At 71.7% G+C, this 16592-nt stretch carries 18 protein-coding genes; 5 read left to right on the forward strand and 13 right to left on the reverse strand.

Annotated features, from left to right (window positions below):
* Position 1 precedes the first annotated feature (1 nt).
* From hemC to OG303_RS46695, 3 genes are all read right to left on the reverse strand, one after another.
* Positions 2-937: a hydroxymethylbilane synthase gene (gene hemC / locus OG303_RS46685; protein WP_405876124.1), complete on the reverse strand. Its 936-nt coding sequence runs from the start codon at positions 935-937 to the stop codon at positions 2-4.
* 62 nt (positions 938-999) lie between these two features.
* Positions 1000-1866: a hypothetical protein gene (locus tag OG303_RS46690; protein WP_405876125.1), complete on the reverse strand. Its 867-nt coding sequence runs from the start codon at positions 1864-1866 to the stop codon at positions 1000-1002.
* Between the two features lie 41 nt (positions 1867-1907).
* Positions 1908-3092, reverse strand: coding sequence for an MFS transporter (locus tag OG303_RS46695; RefSeq protein WP_405876126.1), 1185 nt, complete (start codon positions 3090-3092; stop codon positions 1908-1910).
* Between the two features lie 131 nt (positions 3093-3223).
* On the opposite strand from OG303_RS46695, the gene OG303_RS46700 reads away from it, so the two are divergent.
* Positions 3224-4213, forward strand: coding sequence for a DUF5937 family protein (locus tag OG303_RS46700; RefSeq protein WP_405876127.1), 990 nt, complete (start codon positions 3224-3226; stop codon positions 4211-4213).
* Here OG303_RS46700 and OG303_RS46705 read toward each other — a convergent pair.
* From OG303_RS46705 to OG303_RS46730, 6 genes are all read right to left on the reverse strand, one after another.
* Positions 4210-5226: a questin oxidase family protein gene (locus tag OG303_RS46705; protein WP_405876128.1), complete on the reverse strand. Its 1017-nt coding sequence runs from the start codon at positions 5224-5226 to the stop codon at positions 4210-4212. The genes OG303_RS46700 and OG303_RS46705 overlap by 4 nt on opposite strands.
* 71 nt (positions 5227-5297) lie before the next feature.
* Positions 5298-6860, reverse strand: a complete 1563-nt coding sequence (locus OG303_RS46710) for an MGH1-like glycoside hydrolase domain-containing protein (RefSeq protein ID WP_405876129.1) — start codon at positions 6858-6860, stop codon at positions 5298-5300.
* Positions 6861-6938: 78 nt separating this feature from the next.
* Positions 6939-7715, reverse strand: a complete 777-nt coding sequence (locus tag OG303_RS46715) for an NPP1 family protein (RefSeq protein WP_405876130.1) — start codon at positions 7713-7715, stop codon at positions 6939-6941.
* 147 nt (positions 7716-7862) lie between these two features.
* Positions 7863-8855: an ATP-dependent DNA ligase gene (locus OG303_RS46720; protein ID WP_405876131.1), complete on the reverse strand. Its 993-nt coding sequence runs from the start codon at positions 8853-8855 to the stop codon at positions 7863-7865.
* A gap of 70 nt (positions 8856-8925) precedes the next feature.
* A complete protein-coding gene (locus tag OG303_RS46725; RefSeq protein ID WP_405876132.1) occupies positions 8926-9864 on the reverse strand; it encodes an SDR family oxidoreductase in 939 nt (312 codons plus the stop codon).
* 55 nt (positions 9865-9919) lie between these two features.
* The gene (locus OG303_RS46730) at positions 9920-10669 is read right to left on the reverse strand and encodes an SDR family oxidoreductase (protein WP_405876133.1); all 750 of its coding nucleotides are present in this window, start codon (positions 10667-10669) and stop codon (positions 9920-9922) included.
* 119 nt (positions 10670-10788) lie between these two features.
* On the opposite strand from OG303_RS46730, the gene OG303_RS46735 reads away from it, so the two are divergent.
* Entirely contained in the window at positions 10789-11481 is a 693-nt protein-coding gene (locus OG303_RS46735) for a TetR/AcrR family transcriptional regulator (RefSeq protein WP_405876134.1), read from the forward strand.
* 4 nt (positions 11482-11485) lie between these two features.
* Here OG303_RS46735 and OG303_RS46740 read toward each other — a convergent pair whose 3' ends face one another.
* The 3 genes from OG303_RS46740 to OG303_RS46750 all read right to left on the reverse strand — a co-directional run bounded on the left by OG303_RS46740 (position 11486) and on the right by OG303_RS46750 (position 13294).
* Complete coding sequence (locus OG303_RS46740) at positions 11486-12169, reverse strand: response regulator (RefSeq protein ID WP_405876135.1); 684 nt, start codon at positions 12167-12169, stop codon at positions 11486-11488.
* 169 nt (positions 12170-12338) lie between these two features.
* Entirely contained in the window at positions 12339-12671 is a 333-nt protein-coding gene (locus tag OG303_RS46745; protein WP_405876136.1) for an ATP-binding protein, read from the reverse strand.
* Between the two features lie 434 nt (positions 12672-13105).
* Complete coding sequence (locus tag OG303_RS46750; protein WP_405876137.1) at positions 13106-13294, reverse strand: hypothetical protein; 189 nt, start codon at positions 13292-13294, stop codon at positions 13106-13108.
* A gap of 183 nt (positions 13295-13477) precedes the next feature.
* On the opposite strand from OG303_RS46750, the gene OG303_RS46755 reads away from it, so the two are divergent.
* Both OG303_RS46755 and OG303_RS46760 read left to right on the forward strand, forming a co-directional pair.
* Positions 13478-13945: a cytochrome P450 gene (locus OG303_RS46755; protein WP_405876138.1), complete on the forward strand. Its 468-nt coding sequence runs from the start codon at positions 13478-13480 to the stop codon at positions 13943-13945.
* Positions 13939-14598: a TetR/AcrR family transcriptional regulator gene (locus tag OG303_RS46760; protein ID WP_405876139.1), complete on the forward strand. Its 660-nt coding sequence runs from the start codon at positions 13939-13941 to the stop codon at positions 14596-14598. Before OG303_RS46755 ends, OG303_RS46760 begins: the two co-directional genes overlap by 7 nt.
* Positions 14599-14624: 26 nt before the next feature.
* Here the strand turns inward: OG303_RS46760 and OG303_RS46765 are convergent, their stop codons facing one another.
* Positions 14625-15554 (reverse strand): SGNH/GDSL hydrolase family protein, encoded by a 930-nt coding sequence (locus tag OG303_RS46765; RefSeq protein ID WP_405876140.1) that lies wholly within the window; start codon positions 15552-15554, stop codon positions 14625-14627.
* A 284-nt stretch (positions 15555-15838) separates the two neighbouring features.
* Between OG303_RS46765 and OG303_RS46770 the strand changes: the two genes are divergently transcribed.
* On the forward strand, positions 15839-16579 hold the full coding sequence (locus OG303_RS46770) for a response regulator transcription factor (RefSeq protein WP_405876141.1): 741 nt from the start codon (positions 15839-15841) through the stop codon (positions 16577-16579).
* Positions 16580-16592 lie beyond the last annotated feature (13 nt).

A 16592-nucleotide genomic window follows, 5' to 3' on the forward strand; every position in this document is an offset into this window, starting at 1 on the left:
TCTAGTGCGGGATGCCGTCGATGATCTCGCGGGCGCCCTGACGCAGCAGGGCCACGGCGACCGAGGTGCCCAGGGTGGCCGGGTCGAGCCGGCCGGCCCACTCGTGGGCGTTGAGGCGCGTCTTGCCGTCCGGCGTGAACACACAGGCCCGCAGGGACAGTTCGCCGCCGTGGTCCACGCGCGCGTACCCGGCGATCGGGCTGTTGCAGTGACCCTGCAGGACGTGCAGGAACATGCGCTCGGCGGTGGCCTCCCGATGCGTGTCCGGATCGCCCAGCCCGCTGACCGCGTCGATGAGCTCGGCGTCGCCCTCCCGGCACTGCAGGGCGAGGATGCCCGCGCCGATCGGCGGCATCATCGTCTCCGGAGAGAGGACCTCGCTGATCACGTCCTCGCGGCCGATACGCTCGAGCCCCGACATCGCGAGCAGCAGCGCGTCCGCCTCGCCCGCCGCCAGCTTCGCCAGCCGCCGGTTGGCGTTCCCGCGGAACGGCACGCACTCCAGGTGCGGGTGGGTGGCGGCGAGTTGGGCGACCCGGCGCACCGAGGAGGTGCCGATCCGGGTCCCGTCCGGGAGCTCGTCCAGGGTGAGACCGCCCGGATGGATCAGAGCGTCACGGATGTCGTCCCGCTTCAGGAACGCGGCGAACGTCGTCCCCGCGGGCAGCGGCCGGTCGGCGGGCACATCCTTGACGCAGTGCACCGCGAGATCGGCCGCGCCCGCCAGCAGCGCGGCGTCCACCTCCTTGGTGAACGCCCCCTTGCCCTCGACCTTGGCGAGATCGCCCATCCACTTGTCGCCGGTCGTCTTCACCGGTACGACCTCGGTGCGCACACCGGGATGCAGAGCTGTCAACTCGGCGCGGACACGCTCCACTTGGGCGAGGGCCATGGGCGAGTCGCGGGAGACGATACGGATCAGTTCGGGGACGGACATGCGGACACGATAGACCTCCGGAAGGGGGCCTCTGTGCGCTACTGCCCCATTAGGGACCCGAATCACGCTCCGGTCGTGCGCAGGTGCCCGTCGAAGGGATACAGCTCCTCCTGCCAGCGGGGTGTCTCGGCCAGCTCGGCGGCGTTCACCGGCGTACGCAGCAGGCAGCGGTGACGCAGGAGTTCACGCCGCTCCTGAGAGGTCAGCGAGGCGTCGGTGAAGCCCTCGGTGTCGTCGATGGCGCCACGCGCGCAGGCGTTGAGCTCGTAGCCGGACCCGGTGCGCAGATCCACCCGGAAGTCCGTGCGCCACTGCGAGTTGTGACCCCAGCCCATGGACAGGTCGACGGTCGGACGGTGCCGGCGCCGGTAGGTCCAGTACAGCGGGGAACGGTCGGCCACACCGCGCTCGGCGTGCCGTACGCCCGCGCGGACCCGCACTCCGGCACGGCTGAACAGCAGGTCCCCCAGCCACAGTCCGGGCCAGACGACACCGGTGACCCGGATGGGCTCGTCCGGGTCCTGTGCCTGCTCGACCTCCACGATCTCATGCAGAAAGGGATCGAAGACGCCCGTCTCCTCGAACGACGTCATGCCCAGGCGGCCGAACAGCTCCAGGTACTGATCCATCGTCACGGCCGACGACCATGGCTCGTCCTTGTCGGCGGGCGGTTGAAAGGCCAGCAGGAGTACGTCGCTGACGCGGCTCATCGCGTACAGCTCCCACAGCAGGTCCCCGCACCGCTCGTCGGGTCCGTCCACGGCCGTGCGGGCCAGCAGCCCGACGCCCTCGGCGAGAATGCTGCGGTACTCGATCTCGGCCCGGCGGAGCCAGGGCTCCACCGCCGCCGTGTAGGGGTCCGGCCCGGTGTGGTCGCGCAGCGCCTGGTAGAGCAGTCGCGCGTTCACCCACGTCTCTTCCGCGTCCATGCGCGCACATTAGCGATGCCCGGTAGCGATGATCCACGCGTTTATCGCGACTGCACGGCCGTGACCGGCACCTTGGCCTCCGGCCAGGTCAGCACCGCGAGCGCCCCCACCGTGAGCAGCCCCCCGACCAGGAAGGTGCCGCGCACCCCGACCAGGGTCAGCAGACCGCCACCGAGCAAAGACCCGAGGGCCACGCCCACGTTGAAGGCGGCCGAGTTGGCCGCGAGCGCCGTCTCGGTGCGGCCCGGGGCCACTCGGAGCACCTGGCTCTGCGTCGCCATGAAGACGGGTGCGACGGAGGCGCCGAGCAGCATGAGCAGCGCGACCGTCGCCACCCGACTGCTCGCGCCCGCGTACAGGCCGAGCAGGGCAATCGCCTGGGTGAGCACCGGCACGGTGAGCGTGGCGCGTGGGAAGCGGTCGAGGAGCGGCCCGGTCAGCGCGACACCGGCGAGTGCGGCCACGCCGAACGCGAACAGCACACCGCTCACCGCGTCCGCGTCGAACCCGCTGACGTCCTCGAGCAACGGGGCGACGTATGTGAATCCCGCGAACACCCCGGTCACCGACAGGGCGGTGGTGGCGATGACGACGAGGAACCGGCGCCGGTCCGGGGCGGCACCGTACGCCGCGTGACTCTCCTGGGGACGGGAGGTCGGGAGCAGGCCGGCGATGACGACGAGGGAGACGAGCGCGAGCGCGCCGAGCACCACGAACGGCGCCCGCCAGCCGCCGTGACCACCCAGCCAGGTCCCGGCCGGCACCCCGAGCACCGTTGCCAGAGAACCGCCGACCGACAGCAACCCCATGACCCGGCCGCGCCGTTCGGGCGGGAACAGCCCGACCGCGACCGGCCCCATCAGTACCCAGAACGACGCCTGCGCGAGCGCGGTGACCACCCGCGCCGCCAGCAGCAGTTCGTACGAGACGGTCCGCAGCGCCGACGCCCAACTGGCCACGGCCAACAGCCCCAGAAGCCCGGCGAGCAGATACCGGCGCGGCACGGAGCGGGTCACATGGGCGGCCGGCAGCGACACCACGGCCACCGTCAGGCCGTACCCGGTGACCAGCGCACCCACGGCACCGAGCGACACCCGCAGATCGGCCGCCATGAGCGACAGCAGGCCCAGGGGGAGGTTCTCGGCGGTGTTGAAGGTGAACGCCGCCAGCATCAGTGCCGCGACGACGGCGCCCCTGCGCCATGCGGCCGGATGTGCGCTGCTCATCCAGGTGCCCTCCGGGGTGTCGGGAAACGGCCGGGGTGGCCGGAGGCAAGCGTGCTGGGCCGGGGGACGGGCCTCTAGTGTTTCGATGCAGACCGAATCAGTCCCGATCGGAACCGTTCACGGAGGCCGCCTTGCCGCTGACCCTGCGCCTGGGCGCCGACGATCTGACGCGCTGCCGGTTCGCGATCTCGCCGCTGTGCCAGACCCACGAGGCCCTGCGCATGCTGCGCCGTCCGGCCCGGCACGGCTACCACCGCGCCTGGTTGCGTCGGATGGGACGCACCCTGGACGGCTTGGATCTCTCGCCCCTGTGGCTGTTCGTGCCGCGTCCTGGCGGCTACACCCCGGACTTCCTCGCTCCGCCGCCCGACGAGCCGTACCCCTCCATCGACGGCGAACTGGCCCGGATGCGCGCCACCGAACCCGCCCTGGCCCGCGCGGAGATGGCCCGTTCACTCGCGTGCACCCCCGGTCTCACCGAGTCGGCCCAGGGTCGCGCGGCCCTCGACGACCCCGCCGGAGCCGTGCGTCGCCTGGCCGATGTCACCGAACTGGCCTGGCACGCCCTGCTCGCCCCGGACTGGCCCCGCCACCGCGCCGTGCTGGAGGCCGACATCGCCCAGCGCTCCCGGCGGGCTGCCGACGGAGGCCTCGACGACCTGCTCACCGGCCTGCACCCGGCTGTCGACTGGGCCGGTCACACCCTCACTCTGCGTGCGTACGCGGATGTCCCGGACGCCCAACTCCCCGACGGGCGCGGCGTCCTGCTCATGCCCAGCGTCTTCGTGTGGCCGGATGTCGTCAGCGGCTTCGCCCGCCCCTGGCAGCCGACCGTCATCTACCCCGCCCACGGTATGGGCCGCCTCCACACCACCCCCGCACCGCGCCCGCCCGAGGCGCTCGCCCGCCTCCTCGGCCACCAGCGCGCCGCCGTCCTCACCGGACTCACCGCCCCCGCCTCGACCACGGAACTGGCCCGCCGGCACGGCCTGGCGCCGTCCACCGTGTCGGCCCACCTGACGGCCTTGCGCGAGGCGGGGCTGCTCGATTCTCGGCGGCAGGGCTACTACGTGCTGTATGCGCGGACGGCCCTGGGCGACGCGTTGGCCGACGGCAACTAGCTCAGGGGCACGGTGAGTTCGATTGCCCGCTGTGCGGCAGCGAGGGCCTGCTCGTCGCCGATGTCCAGAGCTGTGTCGGTGAGCTTGATGACGTGCTCGTTGCCGTGGTCGAGGGCCCGCTCTACGACCTCCTCCGCCGTCAGGCGTGCCGTCGGCGCGTAGTCGACCGCCTCCGCTGGGGCGTACATCGCGGTGACCGCGGCGGACGCCGTCCACGCCGCGTGCAGGCTCGGCACCCACAGCTCCCGAGGCAGCGAACCGAGGGTGCGCAGCACGGCGTTGGGGGCCGTCGCGGCATGCACCAACATGATCTCGTCGCCGTGCCCGTGGGTCGCGTAGCGGTGCGTCGCGGCCCGCACCAGCTCGGTGAGCCGCTCGCGTGCCGTGTCAGGGTTGGTCACGTCGCCCGACCAGTCCGGGAGTTGGCGTACGGCGGTCAGCCGGGCCGGGAACGGGTTCTCGGCCGTCCGCACGGCAGGCACCGCGTCCAGGGAGGCTGCGGCGGTCGCGGCACCGGGCAGCAGGGTGACGCCGGACACGGTGTGGTGCACGGCCGCCCAGTAGCCCAGGGCGTGGGCGAGTTCGGTGCGACGGGGCGCGTTCTCGCCGGATTCCAGGGTGCGCACGGCGTGGCCGACCCGGATGACCGGGTGAGTGGCGCCGCCGTACATTCCGGGCAGCAGGCGCGGCCACCACACGGCGAGGACGCTCCGCCACGGGTGATCGGCGAGTGTGCGGGTGAAGTAGTCGATCCAGTCGGCCGCACGGTGCGGATCGCCCAGCGCCGAGGGCCAGTTGGCGTCCGTCACCGGGGCGACGCGGTCGGGGAAGTCCTCCAGCTTCGTCCGGTAACGGTCCAGCCAGCGGTGGACGGCGCCCGCCTGTCCGCGCGTGGCGAGTGCTTCGACGACCATGGGGGCGTGGTTGGAGAGCCGGCCGAGGCGCTCCGGTCCCGTTGCGTGGACTCGTTCCCATGCTTCTTCGAGCTGTCCGCTCGTATCGCTCGTGTCCATGTGCACGACGCTAGGCAGCGGCGCGCGGCGCCGGATCGGGCGCGGGACGGAAGCCGGACGCGGCGCGGGTCCTAGACCTCAAGGACGACGTCCACCGTGTGGTGTCCGGTTTCGTCGGCCGGTACGACGGGGGCGCCGCGCCGCCCGTCGACCGTGCACGCCTGGATCCGGTGGCCGCCCCCGCGGAGCGTGATGTCGAGCGTCATGCCCCGGTAGCGCAGCCCGTGCAGGCTCACCGCACCCCATTGGGGCGGCAGGCACGGCCGCAGCCGTAGCGCGTCCTCGGTGAAGGTGAGACCGAACAGCCCGTCGTGGATCAGGCGTAGATACGCGGTTGCCGACCAGGCCTGGTCCGGCTGGGAGACGAAGTGCTCGGCCCGCCCGCTGCCGCCCTCCTGCCAGCCGCCGTCGACGTCGCCGCTCACGGAGTCGTACAGCTCGTAGAAGTCCTTGCCGCTGCCGCTGCCGGTGACGAGTGCGGCGAGTCGGTCGACGCTGCGGGCGAAGAGGTCGGTGCGGCCCGCGTCGGCGGCGGCGTTGCCGTACAGGCCGTGGACCATCGGCCACACCATGACGTTGTGCCGCCCGGGTCTGCGGTCGTCGAAGCGGGGGAAGTGCGGCCAGACGTTGACGATGCCGTGGGGCTGCCAGTGGGTGGTGTCGAGGATGCGGCTCGCCCGGCGGCGGTCGGCGACTTTGCACAGGAGGGCGAGGGCGAGACCGGCGCCCTCCTGAGAGGTGTCGACGCGTCCGTCGCCCTCGATGAAGTAGGCGTAGGTCCCGGCCTCCTCGCGCCACAGATGCCGGTCGACCGCCTCCCGCAGGCGCGCTGCGTCCGCCCGCAGGGACGCGGCCCGCTGCTGGTCTCCGAGAGCCTCGGCCATGCCTGCGAGGGCCGAATGGGCGCCGTGGTAGAGGCAGTTCGTCGACAGGCACATGAGGGCTTCGGTGCCGGGATGGTCGAGGACGAACGAGGAGTGCACGCTCTGTGAGGCGGGCGGGCTTGGATAGCCGGAGATGCCGTCATTCATGAAGCTCGGCCCTCGGAACAGCCCGTGGCCGGCGTCGAAGTCGCGGGCCCGGCGGGTGGTGAGGGTGTTGACGGAGGTCTCGAAGGCGCGGCTCAGGAAGTCCCGGTCGCCCGTGATCAGGTAGTGGTGCCAGGCGGCCGGGATCCACACGACCTGGTCCCACCACTGGTCGTCCTGCTGTACGACGAGACCGTCCGGGCCCTGTTCGACGACCGACCAGAGCGTGTTGCGGCCGACGGCCGGCGCCAGCAGACTCGCCGCGTTCCACGCGTTGACGGCCGCGTCCCGCGTCCACCGCTGCGGCGAGGGATAGCCGCCACCGGCCCGGACGATGGTGCCGGGCGGGTAGGTGAGCAGGCCCGACCTGTCGTACACCGCCCGGTCCGCGTGGATGGTGTGGGTGTCGGCGAGCGCGGTCAGTGCGGTCGCGTGCAGGCCGCCGAGCCTGCGCTGGGTGGCGGCGTCGGCGAAGAGGACGGTGGGCATGGTGTACCCGTTCCCACGGGTCGCGGCCCCCGCACCTGCCATACCGAGGAGGCCCACCGCGGCCAGAAAGCCCCGCCGCGACAGCCGCCCACGGCTGGTCCGTCTCTCGTCCGGCATGATCCGCCCTTCCCGGCTCCCGGAACCAGGATGACTCCGAGAGCTGTGGAACGAGCGGGTCGGTGACCGGTGGCGGAATCAGGCGTTCGGGTCGAACGTGATTCCCGACGGCTTCGCCGACGACAGGTGCGCGGCGAAATTGCTGTCCTTCAGGCCGAAGTTGGCGCTCCCGAAGTCGTACGCGCTGAGCTTGTCGCGCAGCCCCGCGGGGTAGCCGTTCCAGCCGACCAGCGGCGGATACTGCCAGGTGTGCTTGTCGTTCTCCGGCGGCTCGTCGTTCGAGTTCGCCAGCCGGAAGCAGTGCGTGCTGATGCCGTCCTTGTGGTAGACGATCTTCGCGTGCGAGCCGTCGAAACGGACCTCGGACGCCGCGTGCACCGTGAACGAGCCGTGGTTGGACGTCGAGACGTACTTGATCTGGTTGTCCTGCACCCAGACCACGACGTGCTCCCAGTCGTGACGGTGCCCGCCGATGCTGCTGCCGGCCACGGCCTGGTCCTTCTCGAAGTACAGGCCGTACATGTACGCGCACCAGCCGTTGTTGCACTTGTAGCGCGAGTAGCTGTTCGTGTTGTCGAGGTCCGAGGCGTCGTGGCACTGCCCGTTGAGAGCACCGGTCGGGTTGAGGCCGCCGTTGATGGTGCCGTCGGGGCCGATGGCGGGGGTGGAGTAGCAGCCGTCCGTGTCGTAGTCGAAGGCCGGCTGGTACGTGGACTCGGCGGCCTCCGCGTTGGCGGGCAACGCCTGGGGCGGAGCGGCGAAGGCGGCGGTGGGGAAGGCGACGACGAGCGCGGCGGCTCCGGCCAGACCGGTCAGCCATCTCCTGCGACGCGCCTTGAACTTCTGTGACGACACTGCGTCCTCCTCTTGGTCCGGGCGCAGCCCAACGGCTGTGGGGGGCAAGGGGGTTCAGCATCCCGGGTTTTCACTTCCGGGCCAAGAGGTCGCAGGCGTACCAGTGGTGAAGCGCAGTCCAACGTTGCGTTGTGTTGTGACGGTGTGTCAGGAAAGTGGGTCTGGCCGGGCATCGGGGATGTCGGCCGACGCGTCCTCGGGTGCCAGGTCGGGCCTCAGCCGCAGCCAGGACGGCTGGCGCAGCAGTCCGGCCCGGGTACGGGTGCTGTAGCGGACCTCGCCCACCAGCCGGGGCACGACCCAGTGCGCCCCCGCGACCCGCGGTACGGGATCGAAGGGGCACACGTCGGTCGCGGCGGCCCCGAGCAGCGCGGCGATCTGCGACCGCTCGGCCTCGCTCCAGCCGGTGCCCACATTCCCGACGTACCGCAGGCGCCCCGCGGCCCGCTGCCCGACCAGGACGGCGCCGGGCAGTCCCGACAGCCGTCCCCTGCCGGGCAGCCAGCCGCCCACGACGACGTCCTCGCTGCGCATGTTGCGGATCTTGATCCAGGCCCGGGAGCGCACGCCGGGCTCGTACACCGAGTCCAGCCGCTTGCAGACCAGGCCCTCCAGACCGTGCTCACGGGTGGCCTGCAGGGCCTGTTCGCCGTGCCCGACGAGTGCGGTCGGAGTGGACCAGAACGGGCCGTCGAGACCCAGCCGTTCCAGTTGCACACGCCGTCGGGTGTAGGGGAGCGAGGTGAGGTTCTTGTTGCCCAGGTGCAGCACGTCGAACAGGACGAGATGGACGGGTACCTTCGCGGCCTGACGCTCCGCCTTGCCGGGGGCGTGCGCCAACCCCATGCGGGACTGCAGCAACTGGAAGTCGGCGCGGCCCTCGGCGTCCAGCGCCAGCACCTCCCCGTCCAGCACGGCCGGCGTCCCACCGAGTGCCGAGCCCAGCGGCCGCAGCTCGGGATACGCGCCGGTGATGTCCTCCCCGGACCGTGCGCGCAGCAGGACGCTGCCGTCCCCTTCGAGGTAGGCCACCACGCGCTGGCCGTCCTGCTTGGTCTCGTAGGCCCAGCGGGCGTCCTGCACGGCGGCCGGCAGGGCGCCGGGTGTGGCCAGCATGGGTGGGATCAGGGGGAGCGTCACGGGGTGACTTGTCGACGCTGCGGCTCGCCGTCACGCGCGCCGACCGCCGGTTTCCCCTGAACGGCGCTGCCTACAGGCTGCTCGTCGGCGTCAGCAGGTCCTTGAGCCCCACCCGGCGGAAGAACTCGGCGCGGACGCGGTCGGCCACGGCGGAGACGACCTCGCTGCCGTCACGGCTCGGGTCCACGTGGATCCGGAACGGCCGCCTGCCGGGCGGCAGTTCGACTGTCCTTACGACGGCACGAGCCACCTCCGCGACGTCGGCGTCCGGCGGTATCAGCCCGGCCAGCCGCTCGTTCACGCCGTCCATCAGCGCCTTGTAGCGGGCGTCGTAGGCGTCGGCCCGGTCGGTGTCGGCCGGTGCTCCGGCGTGGGCGAAGTGGTTCGTGCCCGAGGTGAAGGCACCCGGCACGACGATGGAGGTGTCGATCCCGAACCGTATGAGCTCGGCGGCATAGCTGACCGCGAGGGCGTCCATGGCGGCCTTCGCCGCGAAGTACGGGGCGAGGAAGGGCGGACAGCCCCCGCGCGTACTGGAGGAGCCGATCCACACGAGGTGTCCGTGCCCCTGGCGGCGCAGCTGGGGCAGGGCCGCCCGGTTGACGCGCTGGGTGCCGAGGACGTTCGTGTCGTAGACGTCGGCCAGCTGCTCGGGGGTGAAGGCCTCGGCTGGGCCCAGCACCATGTGACCGGCGTTGTGGACCAGGACGTCGAGGCGCCCCTGTTCGTCGACGACACGGTCGACGGCCGCGTCCGCGCTGTCCTGCCGGGTCACGTCGAGCTCCACGGCCCGCAGGTCGACTCCGTGCTCGGCCGCGTGGGCGGCGAGGTCGGCCGCGGCCCGGGCGTTGCGCGTGCCGAGGGCACGCATGCCCGCGTAGACGGTGTGCCCGCGCTCGGCGAGTGCGCGGACGGTGAGGGCGCCGAAACCACTGGAGGCGCCGGTGACGAGGATGACCTTGCTGTCACCCGTGACGGTGTTTTCGCCCAGGGCGGTGTTCTCGCTCATGACTGTTTCCTCTCTACCTCTCGAAACTCGGTCTCTCCAAGGGCGTCGCGCGCCGTCAGATGATGCCGCCGTTGGCCCGCAGCACCTGTCCGTTGATCCAGTGGCCCTCGGGGCCGGCCAGGAAGGACACGACGTTGGCGATGTCCTCCGGCGTGCCCAGGCGCTCCAGTGGCGGCTGCGCGGCCAGGCGGGCGACGGTCTCCTCGTCCTTGCCGTTGAGGAAGAGCTCGGTGGCGGTGGGGCCGGGCGCGACGGCGTTCACGGTCACGTCACGGCCGCGCATCTCCCGGGCGAGGACCAGCGTCAGCGCCTCGACTGCCCCCTTGCTGGCGGCGTAGGCGCCGTAGCCGGGGAAGGCGAGACCCACGATCGAGGTGGAGAAGTTGACGAGTGCTCCTCCCGGGCGCAGCCGGCGGGCGGCCTGCTGGTCGACGACGAACGTGCCGCGGATGTTGGTGCGGTACAGGGCGTCCAGCTCGCCGAGGTCCAGCTCGGCGACGGGGGAGAGGGGCATCCGTCCGGCCGCGTGCACGACCGCGTCGACACCGCCGTACGTGGCCTCCGCCAGGTCGAAGAGGGCAGCGACCTCCGTCTCGTCGCCGACGTCCGCGCGGGCGGCGTATGCCGTGCCGCCGGCGCCCTCGATGGTGCGTACGACGTCGTCGGCCGCGTCCTTGTTTCCTGCGTATCCGACGACCACGGCGAATCCGTCGGCGGCGAGGCGCTGGGCGACTTGCCGTCCGATGCCGCGTGATCCGCCCGTGACGATCGCGACGCGCTGGTCCGTGCGTGGCTGAGTGGTCATGACTGCACCCTTCGCGTTGTTAGCGTTGCTACGACTTGTCCGTATCGACGATAACACAATTTCGTAGCGACGCTGTATCCCGTTTCGTATCAGCGCTACGAATGGCGTACCGTGGACCCATGGATGCGAGGGAAAAGATCCTGGAAGCGGCCACCGAACTGCTGGCCAAGGCGCCGGTCGCCGATGTCTCGACGCGCGCGGTGTGCGAGGCGGCCGGGGTGGGGGCGCCGATGCTCTACCGGCTGTTCGGCGACAAGGCCGGACTGCTGGCCGCCGTCGTGGACCGGGGTTTCGAGGAGTACCTCGCCTCCAAGCGGGCGGCCCGGCCCAGCGACGACCCGGTCGCCGACCTCAAGAGCGGCTGGGACAACCACATGCGCTTTGCGCTGGAACACCCCAACCACTACCGCCTGATGTACTCGCCCGAGCTGACGGCCCCGCCCGCGGCGGCCCAGGAGGCGCACACACTGCTGCACGGCATCCTCGAACGCTGCGCCGCCGCCGGCCGGCTCACCGTCCCGCCCGCCCTCGCCACCCAGATGATCATGTCCGCCAACGTCGGGGCGGCCCTGTCGATACTGACCAGACCGGAGCAGTACCCGGACCCGCAGTTCTCCGAGCGGCTGCGTGACGCCGTCCTCGATGCGCTGACCCGTCCGGCCGACACCGGTGAACCACGCGAGCGGGACAGCGCGGTGCCGGTCGCCGCCGCCACGCTCGCGGCCCGCCTGCGTGCCGAACAGTCCCCGGTGTTCACACCGGCCGAGTCGGCCCTGCTGGAACAGTGGCTGGACAAACTGTCCGCACGCTGAGCACTCAGCGCCCCGCGGGCGGCGACGCCTGCACGAAGCCCGACTGGTAGGCGATGACGACGAGTTGGGCGCGGTCGCGGGCACCCAGCTTCGTCATGGCGCGATGGACATGGGTCCGCACCGTGAGCGGGCTGACGAAGAGCTTCTCGGCGATCTCCTCGTTCGAGTGGCCCTCGGCGACCCAGGCCATCACCTCGCGCTCCCGGGCGGTGAGCGCGGAGAAGTTCTCGGCACCCGCCATCCGCAGACCCTGCGCGGGGGCGGCCAGAAAGCGCGAGATCAGCACGCGCGTGGCGAGCGGGGAGAGCAGCGAATCGCCCACGGCCACGGTCCGGATGCCGTCGAGCAGCGCGTCGGCGGTCACGTCCTTGCCCAGAAACCCGCTCGCGCCGGCCCGCAGCGCCTGCGCGACGTACGCGTCGATCTCGAACGTGGTGAGGATCAGCACGCGCGTGCCCGACAGTTCGGGGTCGGCGCAGATCGCGGCCGTGGCGGCCAGGCCGTCCGTGCCGGGCATACGGATGTCCATCAGGACGAGGTCGGGGCGGTGGACGCGCGCGAGGGCCACGGCCTCGCCGCCGTCGGTGGCCTCTGCGACCACGTCCATGTCGTCGCAGGAGTCGATCAGGATCCGGAACGTTGCCCGCAGGAGGGCCTGGTCGTCGGCGAGCAGCACGCGGATGGTCATGGTGTCCGTTCTTTCCGTCTCATTGATCTGGCTCTTTGCGCCTGGAAGTTCTTCGCGTCAGGGAGCGATGGGATACAGGGGCAGGCGGGTGGTGACCTCGTAGCGCCCTCCAGGCGGTGTCCGGCCTGGAGGGCGCCGCCGACGGAGCGGGCGCGCTCGCGCGTGCCCATCAGCCCGAAGCCGTGCCCCGGGGCAGGGGCCGCGGCGACGGTGAGGTGCCGTCGTCGGTGACGGTGACCGTCAGCTGGTCGTCGCCGTGATGGAGGTGTACGTGTGCTGCCCGGGCCGCGGCGTGTTTGGTGACGTTGGTCAGCGCCTCCTGCACGATGCGGGACACCGTCAGGTCCACCCCGGGCGTCAGCGGCTGGCACATGCCCTCCGTATTCACCTGGACGGTCAGGCCCGTGGACGTGAACGCGTCCGTCAGCTCGGTGAGTTGTCCGAGCCCCGGAGCGGGCGCCAGGGGCGTGCCGGGGTCGTCCTTCTGGCGCCGCACTCCCACGGTGGCCGACAGTCGGCCGGTAGAGCGCGAGCATGACCGGCGCCGGCAGCAGAGGCGTGAGCAGATGGCCCAACGCACCGGCGTCGGCCGCCCGGAGCGCGGTCGCCGTGACGGCGGTGCGGGGGTGGGTGCGCCGCCACAACAGGGCCCCGCAGGACAGGGCCGCCAGAGCGATGGTGGGGCCCGCGGCGTCCGGCTGGTGGGTGTCGGGCAGGCGGATCTCGCTGCCGAGGAGCAAGGCGGCGAACAGGAACGCGGCCGTCATGGTGTCGAGGGCGCCGACGTGTTCGTCCGCGTATCGCTGCCAAGGGATGCTCATCGCGTCTCTCCGGTCGGGTCCTGGAAGCCATGGTGGGTGATATCCGCCGGTAACGACGGGCGAGGGCCGCCCGTGTCCTGCCACACGGGCGACCCCTCGAGGAAAGGCGGGGAGGTCAGACGCGGGCGGACTCCTGGGCGGTGCGCTCGGCCACGGCCGGACCGCTCGGGTCCTTGCGGGTGAGCGTCCCGCCCTCCACGTCGACCACGGGCAGCAGCCGGTCCAGCCGGCGCGGCAGCCATGGCATCCCCGCGCGCGGGGAGGCGCACCGGAGGTGGCGCCCGACGGCCGGCAGGTGGTTCACGGCCGAGCGGGTGGCCGCGCTGCGGCCGGGAAACAAGACGATGACCGAGAAGCTCGTCGACCACGTGGCCGCGCACGTCTACGCCAGGCGGGCGACCTCCAGTGCCGACCTCCTCTGTTCGAACGGGAGTTGGTGTTCACGGGACGGGCCCAGCCGGTCGCCGGACAGGAAACCACCACGAACGTGACCGGCAGGACGGTCGCCCTGTTGCTCGCCGACCGCCGTCGCCGGGGACGGCCGCTCGCCGACCGCTCGCTGGTCCGCCCCGCCGTCGAGGAGGCGTTGCGCTTCGACGCCGACCCGGGCGTCGGTATGCCGCGACACCTCGTCGAGGAAGCCGAGAGCGCGGGTCGCGCACTGCCGCCGGGCACGACCGCGCTGTGCGGCACGGCGGCCGCCAACCGGGACGAGACCGTCTTCGACACGCCGCAGGAGACGGTGCTCGACCGTAGCCCGGGCCCCCATCTGTCCTTCGGCACCGGAGCCCACTCCTGCTTGGGCCAGGAGCCGGCCCGCACGGAGCTGCGGACCGTCCTCGACGTGCTGTTGCGTAGGCTTCCGTCGCTGGAACTCGCCGCGCCCGCGGCGGACCTGCGACGGTTCGAGGGACTGGCCGTCGGAGGGCTGAGCGAAGTCCCGGTGCGATGGTGAGCATGGCCGACAGGACGGCACGGGCGGAGCAGGTCGGCGCGACCCGGGAGCTGATCCTGACCGCGGCGGAACGGCTGTTCGCCGAGCGCGGCGTGTACGCGGTGTCCAACCGTCAGGTCAGCGAGGCCGCCGGGCAGGGCAACAACGCCGCCGTCGGCTACCACTTCGGGACCAAGGCCGACCTGGTCCGCGCGATCGTCCGCAAGCACGAGGCGCGCACCGAGGAGATCCGCGCCCGGCTGCTGACCGGGATCGGCGACTCCACCGACGTACGGGGCTGGGTGGACTGTCTGGTGCGCCCGATGCCCGAACATCTCGCGGACCTGGGCGGCCCCACCTGGTACGCGCGGTTCTGCGCGCAGCTGATGACCGACCCCGCGCTCCACGACATCCTGGTGGAGGAGTCCCTCGCCTCCCCGTCGCTGCGGCAGATCATCGAGGGACTGAACCGGTGTCTGCCCGAGCTGCCCGCCGAGGTCCGTGCCGAACGAGGCGAGATGGCCCGCCACCTGATCGTCCACATGCCCGCCGAACGGGAGCGTGCGCTCGCCGAGAACAGGGCCACCCCCCGCTCCAACTGGCACGACGCCGCCATCGGCCTCGCCGACGCGATCGTCGGCCTGTGGCTGGCCCCGGTGGCACCGGGCCGCTGACCCGTCCTGAGCCTCTTCGGCGCGGCTCAGTCCGCGGCGCCGAGGCTCTTCAGGACGGCGTCGGCCATGCCCCGCTCGCCGCGTTCGTTGGGATGGACGGAGGCGGCGGGAGCGAGGGGGACGAGCGGCTCGACCCAGCGCGTTTCCCGGGCCGAGCAGGCGTCGCGGCCCTCGGAGGGCGAGTAGGTGTCGACGTATACGACCCCTGCTGCCCGGGCACGGGCCCGCAGCACCGTGTTGAGCTCCTGCTCCTTCTCGTGCAGGTAGGCGACGTCGCCGGGCGCGAGGCCCATCTCGCGCCCGCAGCCGGAGTTCTTGGCCGGCAGGATCGCGGGGTAGCCGACGATGTAGACGCGGGCCTCGGGCGCCCGGCGCCTCACCTCGTTCAGTGCCCGGGTGAGCCGTTCGTCCAGCGCGTTGATCTTCTTCTTCACCTCGTCGGTGCCTCCGGCCGCGTAGCGCGCGCGGCACGGGGCGCCCGCACCGGCCTGCTTGCCGCCGCCGATCGCGTAGTAGATCACCCCCTGCTCCACGCACCTCTTGATCATCGAGCTGAAGCCGATGTCGTTCCCGCCGATGCCCAGGGTGACCAGCCGCGTCCTGGCGGACAGGGCCGAGAGCTGGGCCGAGTTGGTGCCGTCGTCGGTGACCTGGGCGCCGGAGAGGTCGTCGATGGTGGCGCCGCTGCAGCTCACATCCCGGAAGTCGCCCGCCCCGAGGCCGAGTCGGCGCGCCACCAGCGCGGGGTAGTTGCGGTCGGAACGGTCGCAGCCGGCGGGCGTGCCGTGCTGGTCCGGGATCTTCGGGCCTGCGGTGTAGGAGTCGCCCAGCGCGACATACGGACCCTTGGGCGGGGCAGGGTCGCCACCGTCGTCCTGGCGAGCGACGCCGACCGCGGCGGCCAGTACCCCGACGGCGAGCGCCCCGGCCAGCCCGGCTCGTACAGAGGTCTTCATCGGTGCGTCCTGCCTTCGTCTCGGATGGTCCCGCGCCGATCGGGCGCGGCCGGCTGCGGCGAACGCCGAACCGTCGCTCGGCCGGGGGAGTGGGCGGCAGGGACAACCGAGCAGGAGGTGGAGGGGTGCTGAGTCCGCGAGTCCGGCGCTGGTCGGGGGAGGGCCATGCCGGCCGGGTTCGCGAAAGGGGTTGCTTGCTTTAGGCAAGCATAGATAGATTACTTGAGTCAAGCAATGGAAGAGATTTACTTGAGTTAGGCAAGCAGAACGGTAGGGTGAGTCGCATGCCTCCCTCGTCGCCGAACGGCACCATCAGTGAGAAACCGGCGCTCGCTCGCGGAGCCGGACAGCATGTCCTGATCGTCGCGGGCGAACCGGAACTCGCCGAACTGCTGTCGACCACCCTGGAGTTGGCGGGCTACCGGATCAGCCTGGCCGGCACCGGTGCCGAGGCGCTGGCGCGAGCCATGGAGCGCCGCTACGACCTCGTCGTCTTCGATGCCACGCTGCCGGACGTGCCGACTCTCGGCAGGGAGCGTCGCCCGCCGCCCGCCCACCGCCCGCCGATCCTCTTCCTGACCGCGTACGACTCCCTGGGCCGGCTCCTTCCCGAACTCGGCCTGGGGCAGAAGGACTACGTCACCAAACCCTTCCGTGTGGCCGAAGTCCTGGCCCGGATGCAGGTCCTGCTGCGCGGCTCGAACCTCGGCTCGCGCCGGGACAGCGCGCTCGGCTACTGCGACCTCGTCCTGGACGACGCCCGATGTCAGGCGCGACGCGGGACGCGGGCGCTCGACCTCACGCCCGCCGAGTACCGGCTGCTGCGCCACCTCCTCGTAAACGCGCACCGGGTGCTGTCCAAGGAGCAGATCGGCCGGTACGTCTGGGGCGACTTCCGTGGCGACAACGCCATCGAGCAGCTCGTCTCGCGCCTCCGTCGCAAGGTGGACCGGGACGCGCCGGTGCTGATTCATACGCGCAGGGGGTTCGGCTACTGGCTGGGGAGGGCTGACGGCGATGCGTGACGCCGATGGCTGA

Origin of the sequence: Streptomyces sp. NBC_00005 (assembly GCF_045160215.1) — a bacterium.
GTDB lineage: Bacteria > Actinomycetota > Actinomycetes > Streptomycetales > Streptomycetaceae > Streptomyces.

Bases quoted from the DNA above. Each gene is read 5' to 3' on its own strand.
- OG303_RS46690 (WP_405876125.1), bottom strand. From the start codon at position 1,866: ATGGACGCGGAAGAGACGTGGGTGAACGCGCGACTGCTCTACCAGGCG.
- OG303_RS46725 (WP_405876132.1), bottom strand. From the start codon at position 9,864: ATGAGCGAGAACACCGCCCTGGGCGAAAACACCGTCACGGGTGACAGC.
- OG303_RS46740 (WP_405876135.1), bottom strand. From the start codon at position 12,169: ATGACCATCCGCGTGCTGCTCGCCGACGACCAGGCCCTCCTGCGGGCA.
- OG303_RS46695 (WP_405876126.1), bottom strand. From the start codon at position 3,092: ATGAGCAGCGCACATCCGGCCGCATGGCGCAGGGGCGCCGTCGTCGCG.
- hemC (WP_405876124.1), bottom strand. From the start codon at position 937: ATGTCCGTCCCCGAACTGATCCGTATCGTCTCCCGCGACTCGCCCATG.
- OG303_RS46705 (WP_405876128.1), bottom strand. From the start codon at position 5,226: ATGGACACGAGCGATACGAGCGGACAGCTCGAAGAAGCATGGGAACGA.
- OG303_RS46730 (WP_405876133.1), bottom strand. From the start codon at position 10,669: ATGACCACTCAGCCACGCACGGACCAGCGCGTCGCGATCGTCACGGGC.
- OG303_RS46770 (WP_405876141.1), top strand. From the start codon at position 15,839: ATGCCTCCCTCGTCGCCGAACGGCACCATCAGTGAGAAACCGGCGCTC.
- OG303_RS46765 (WP_405876140.1), bottom strand. From the start codon at position 15,554: ATGAAGACCTCTGTACGAGCCGGGCTGGCCGGGGCGCTCGCCGTCGGG.
- OG303_RS46760 (WP_405876139.1), top strand. From the start codon at position 13,939: ATGGTGAGCATGGCCGACAGGACGGCACGGGCGGAGCAGGTCGGCGCG.
- OG303_RS46735 (WP_405876134.1), top strand. From the start codon at position 10,789: ATGGATGCGAGGGAAAAGATCCTGGAAGCGGCCACCGAACTGCTGGCC.
- OG303_RS46710 (WP_405876129.1), bottom strand. From the start codon at position 6,860: ATGCCGGACGAGAGACGGACCAGCCGTGGGCGGCTGTCGCGGCGGGGC.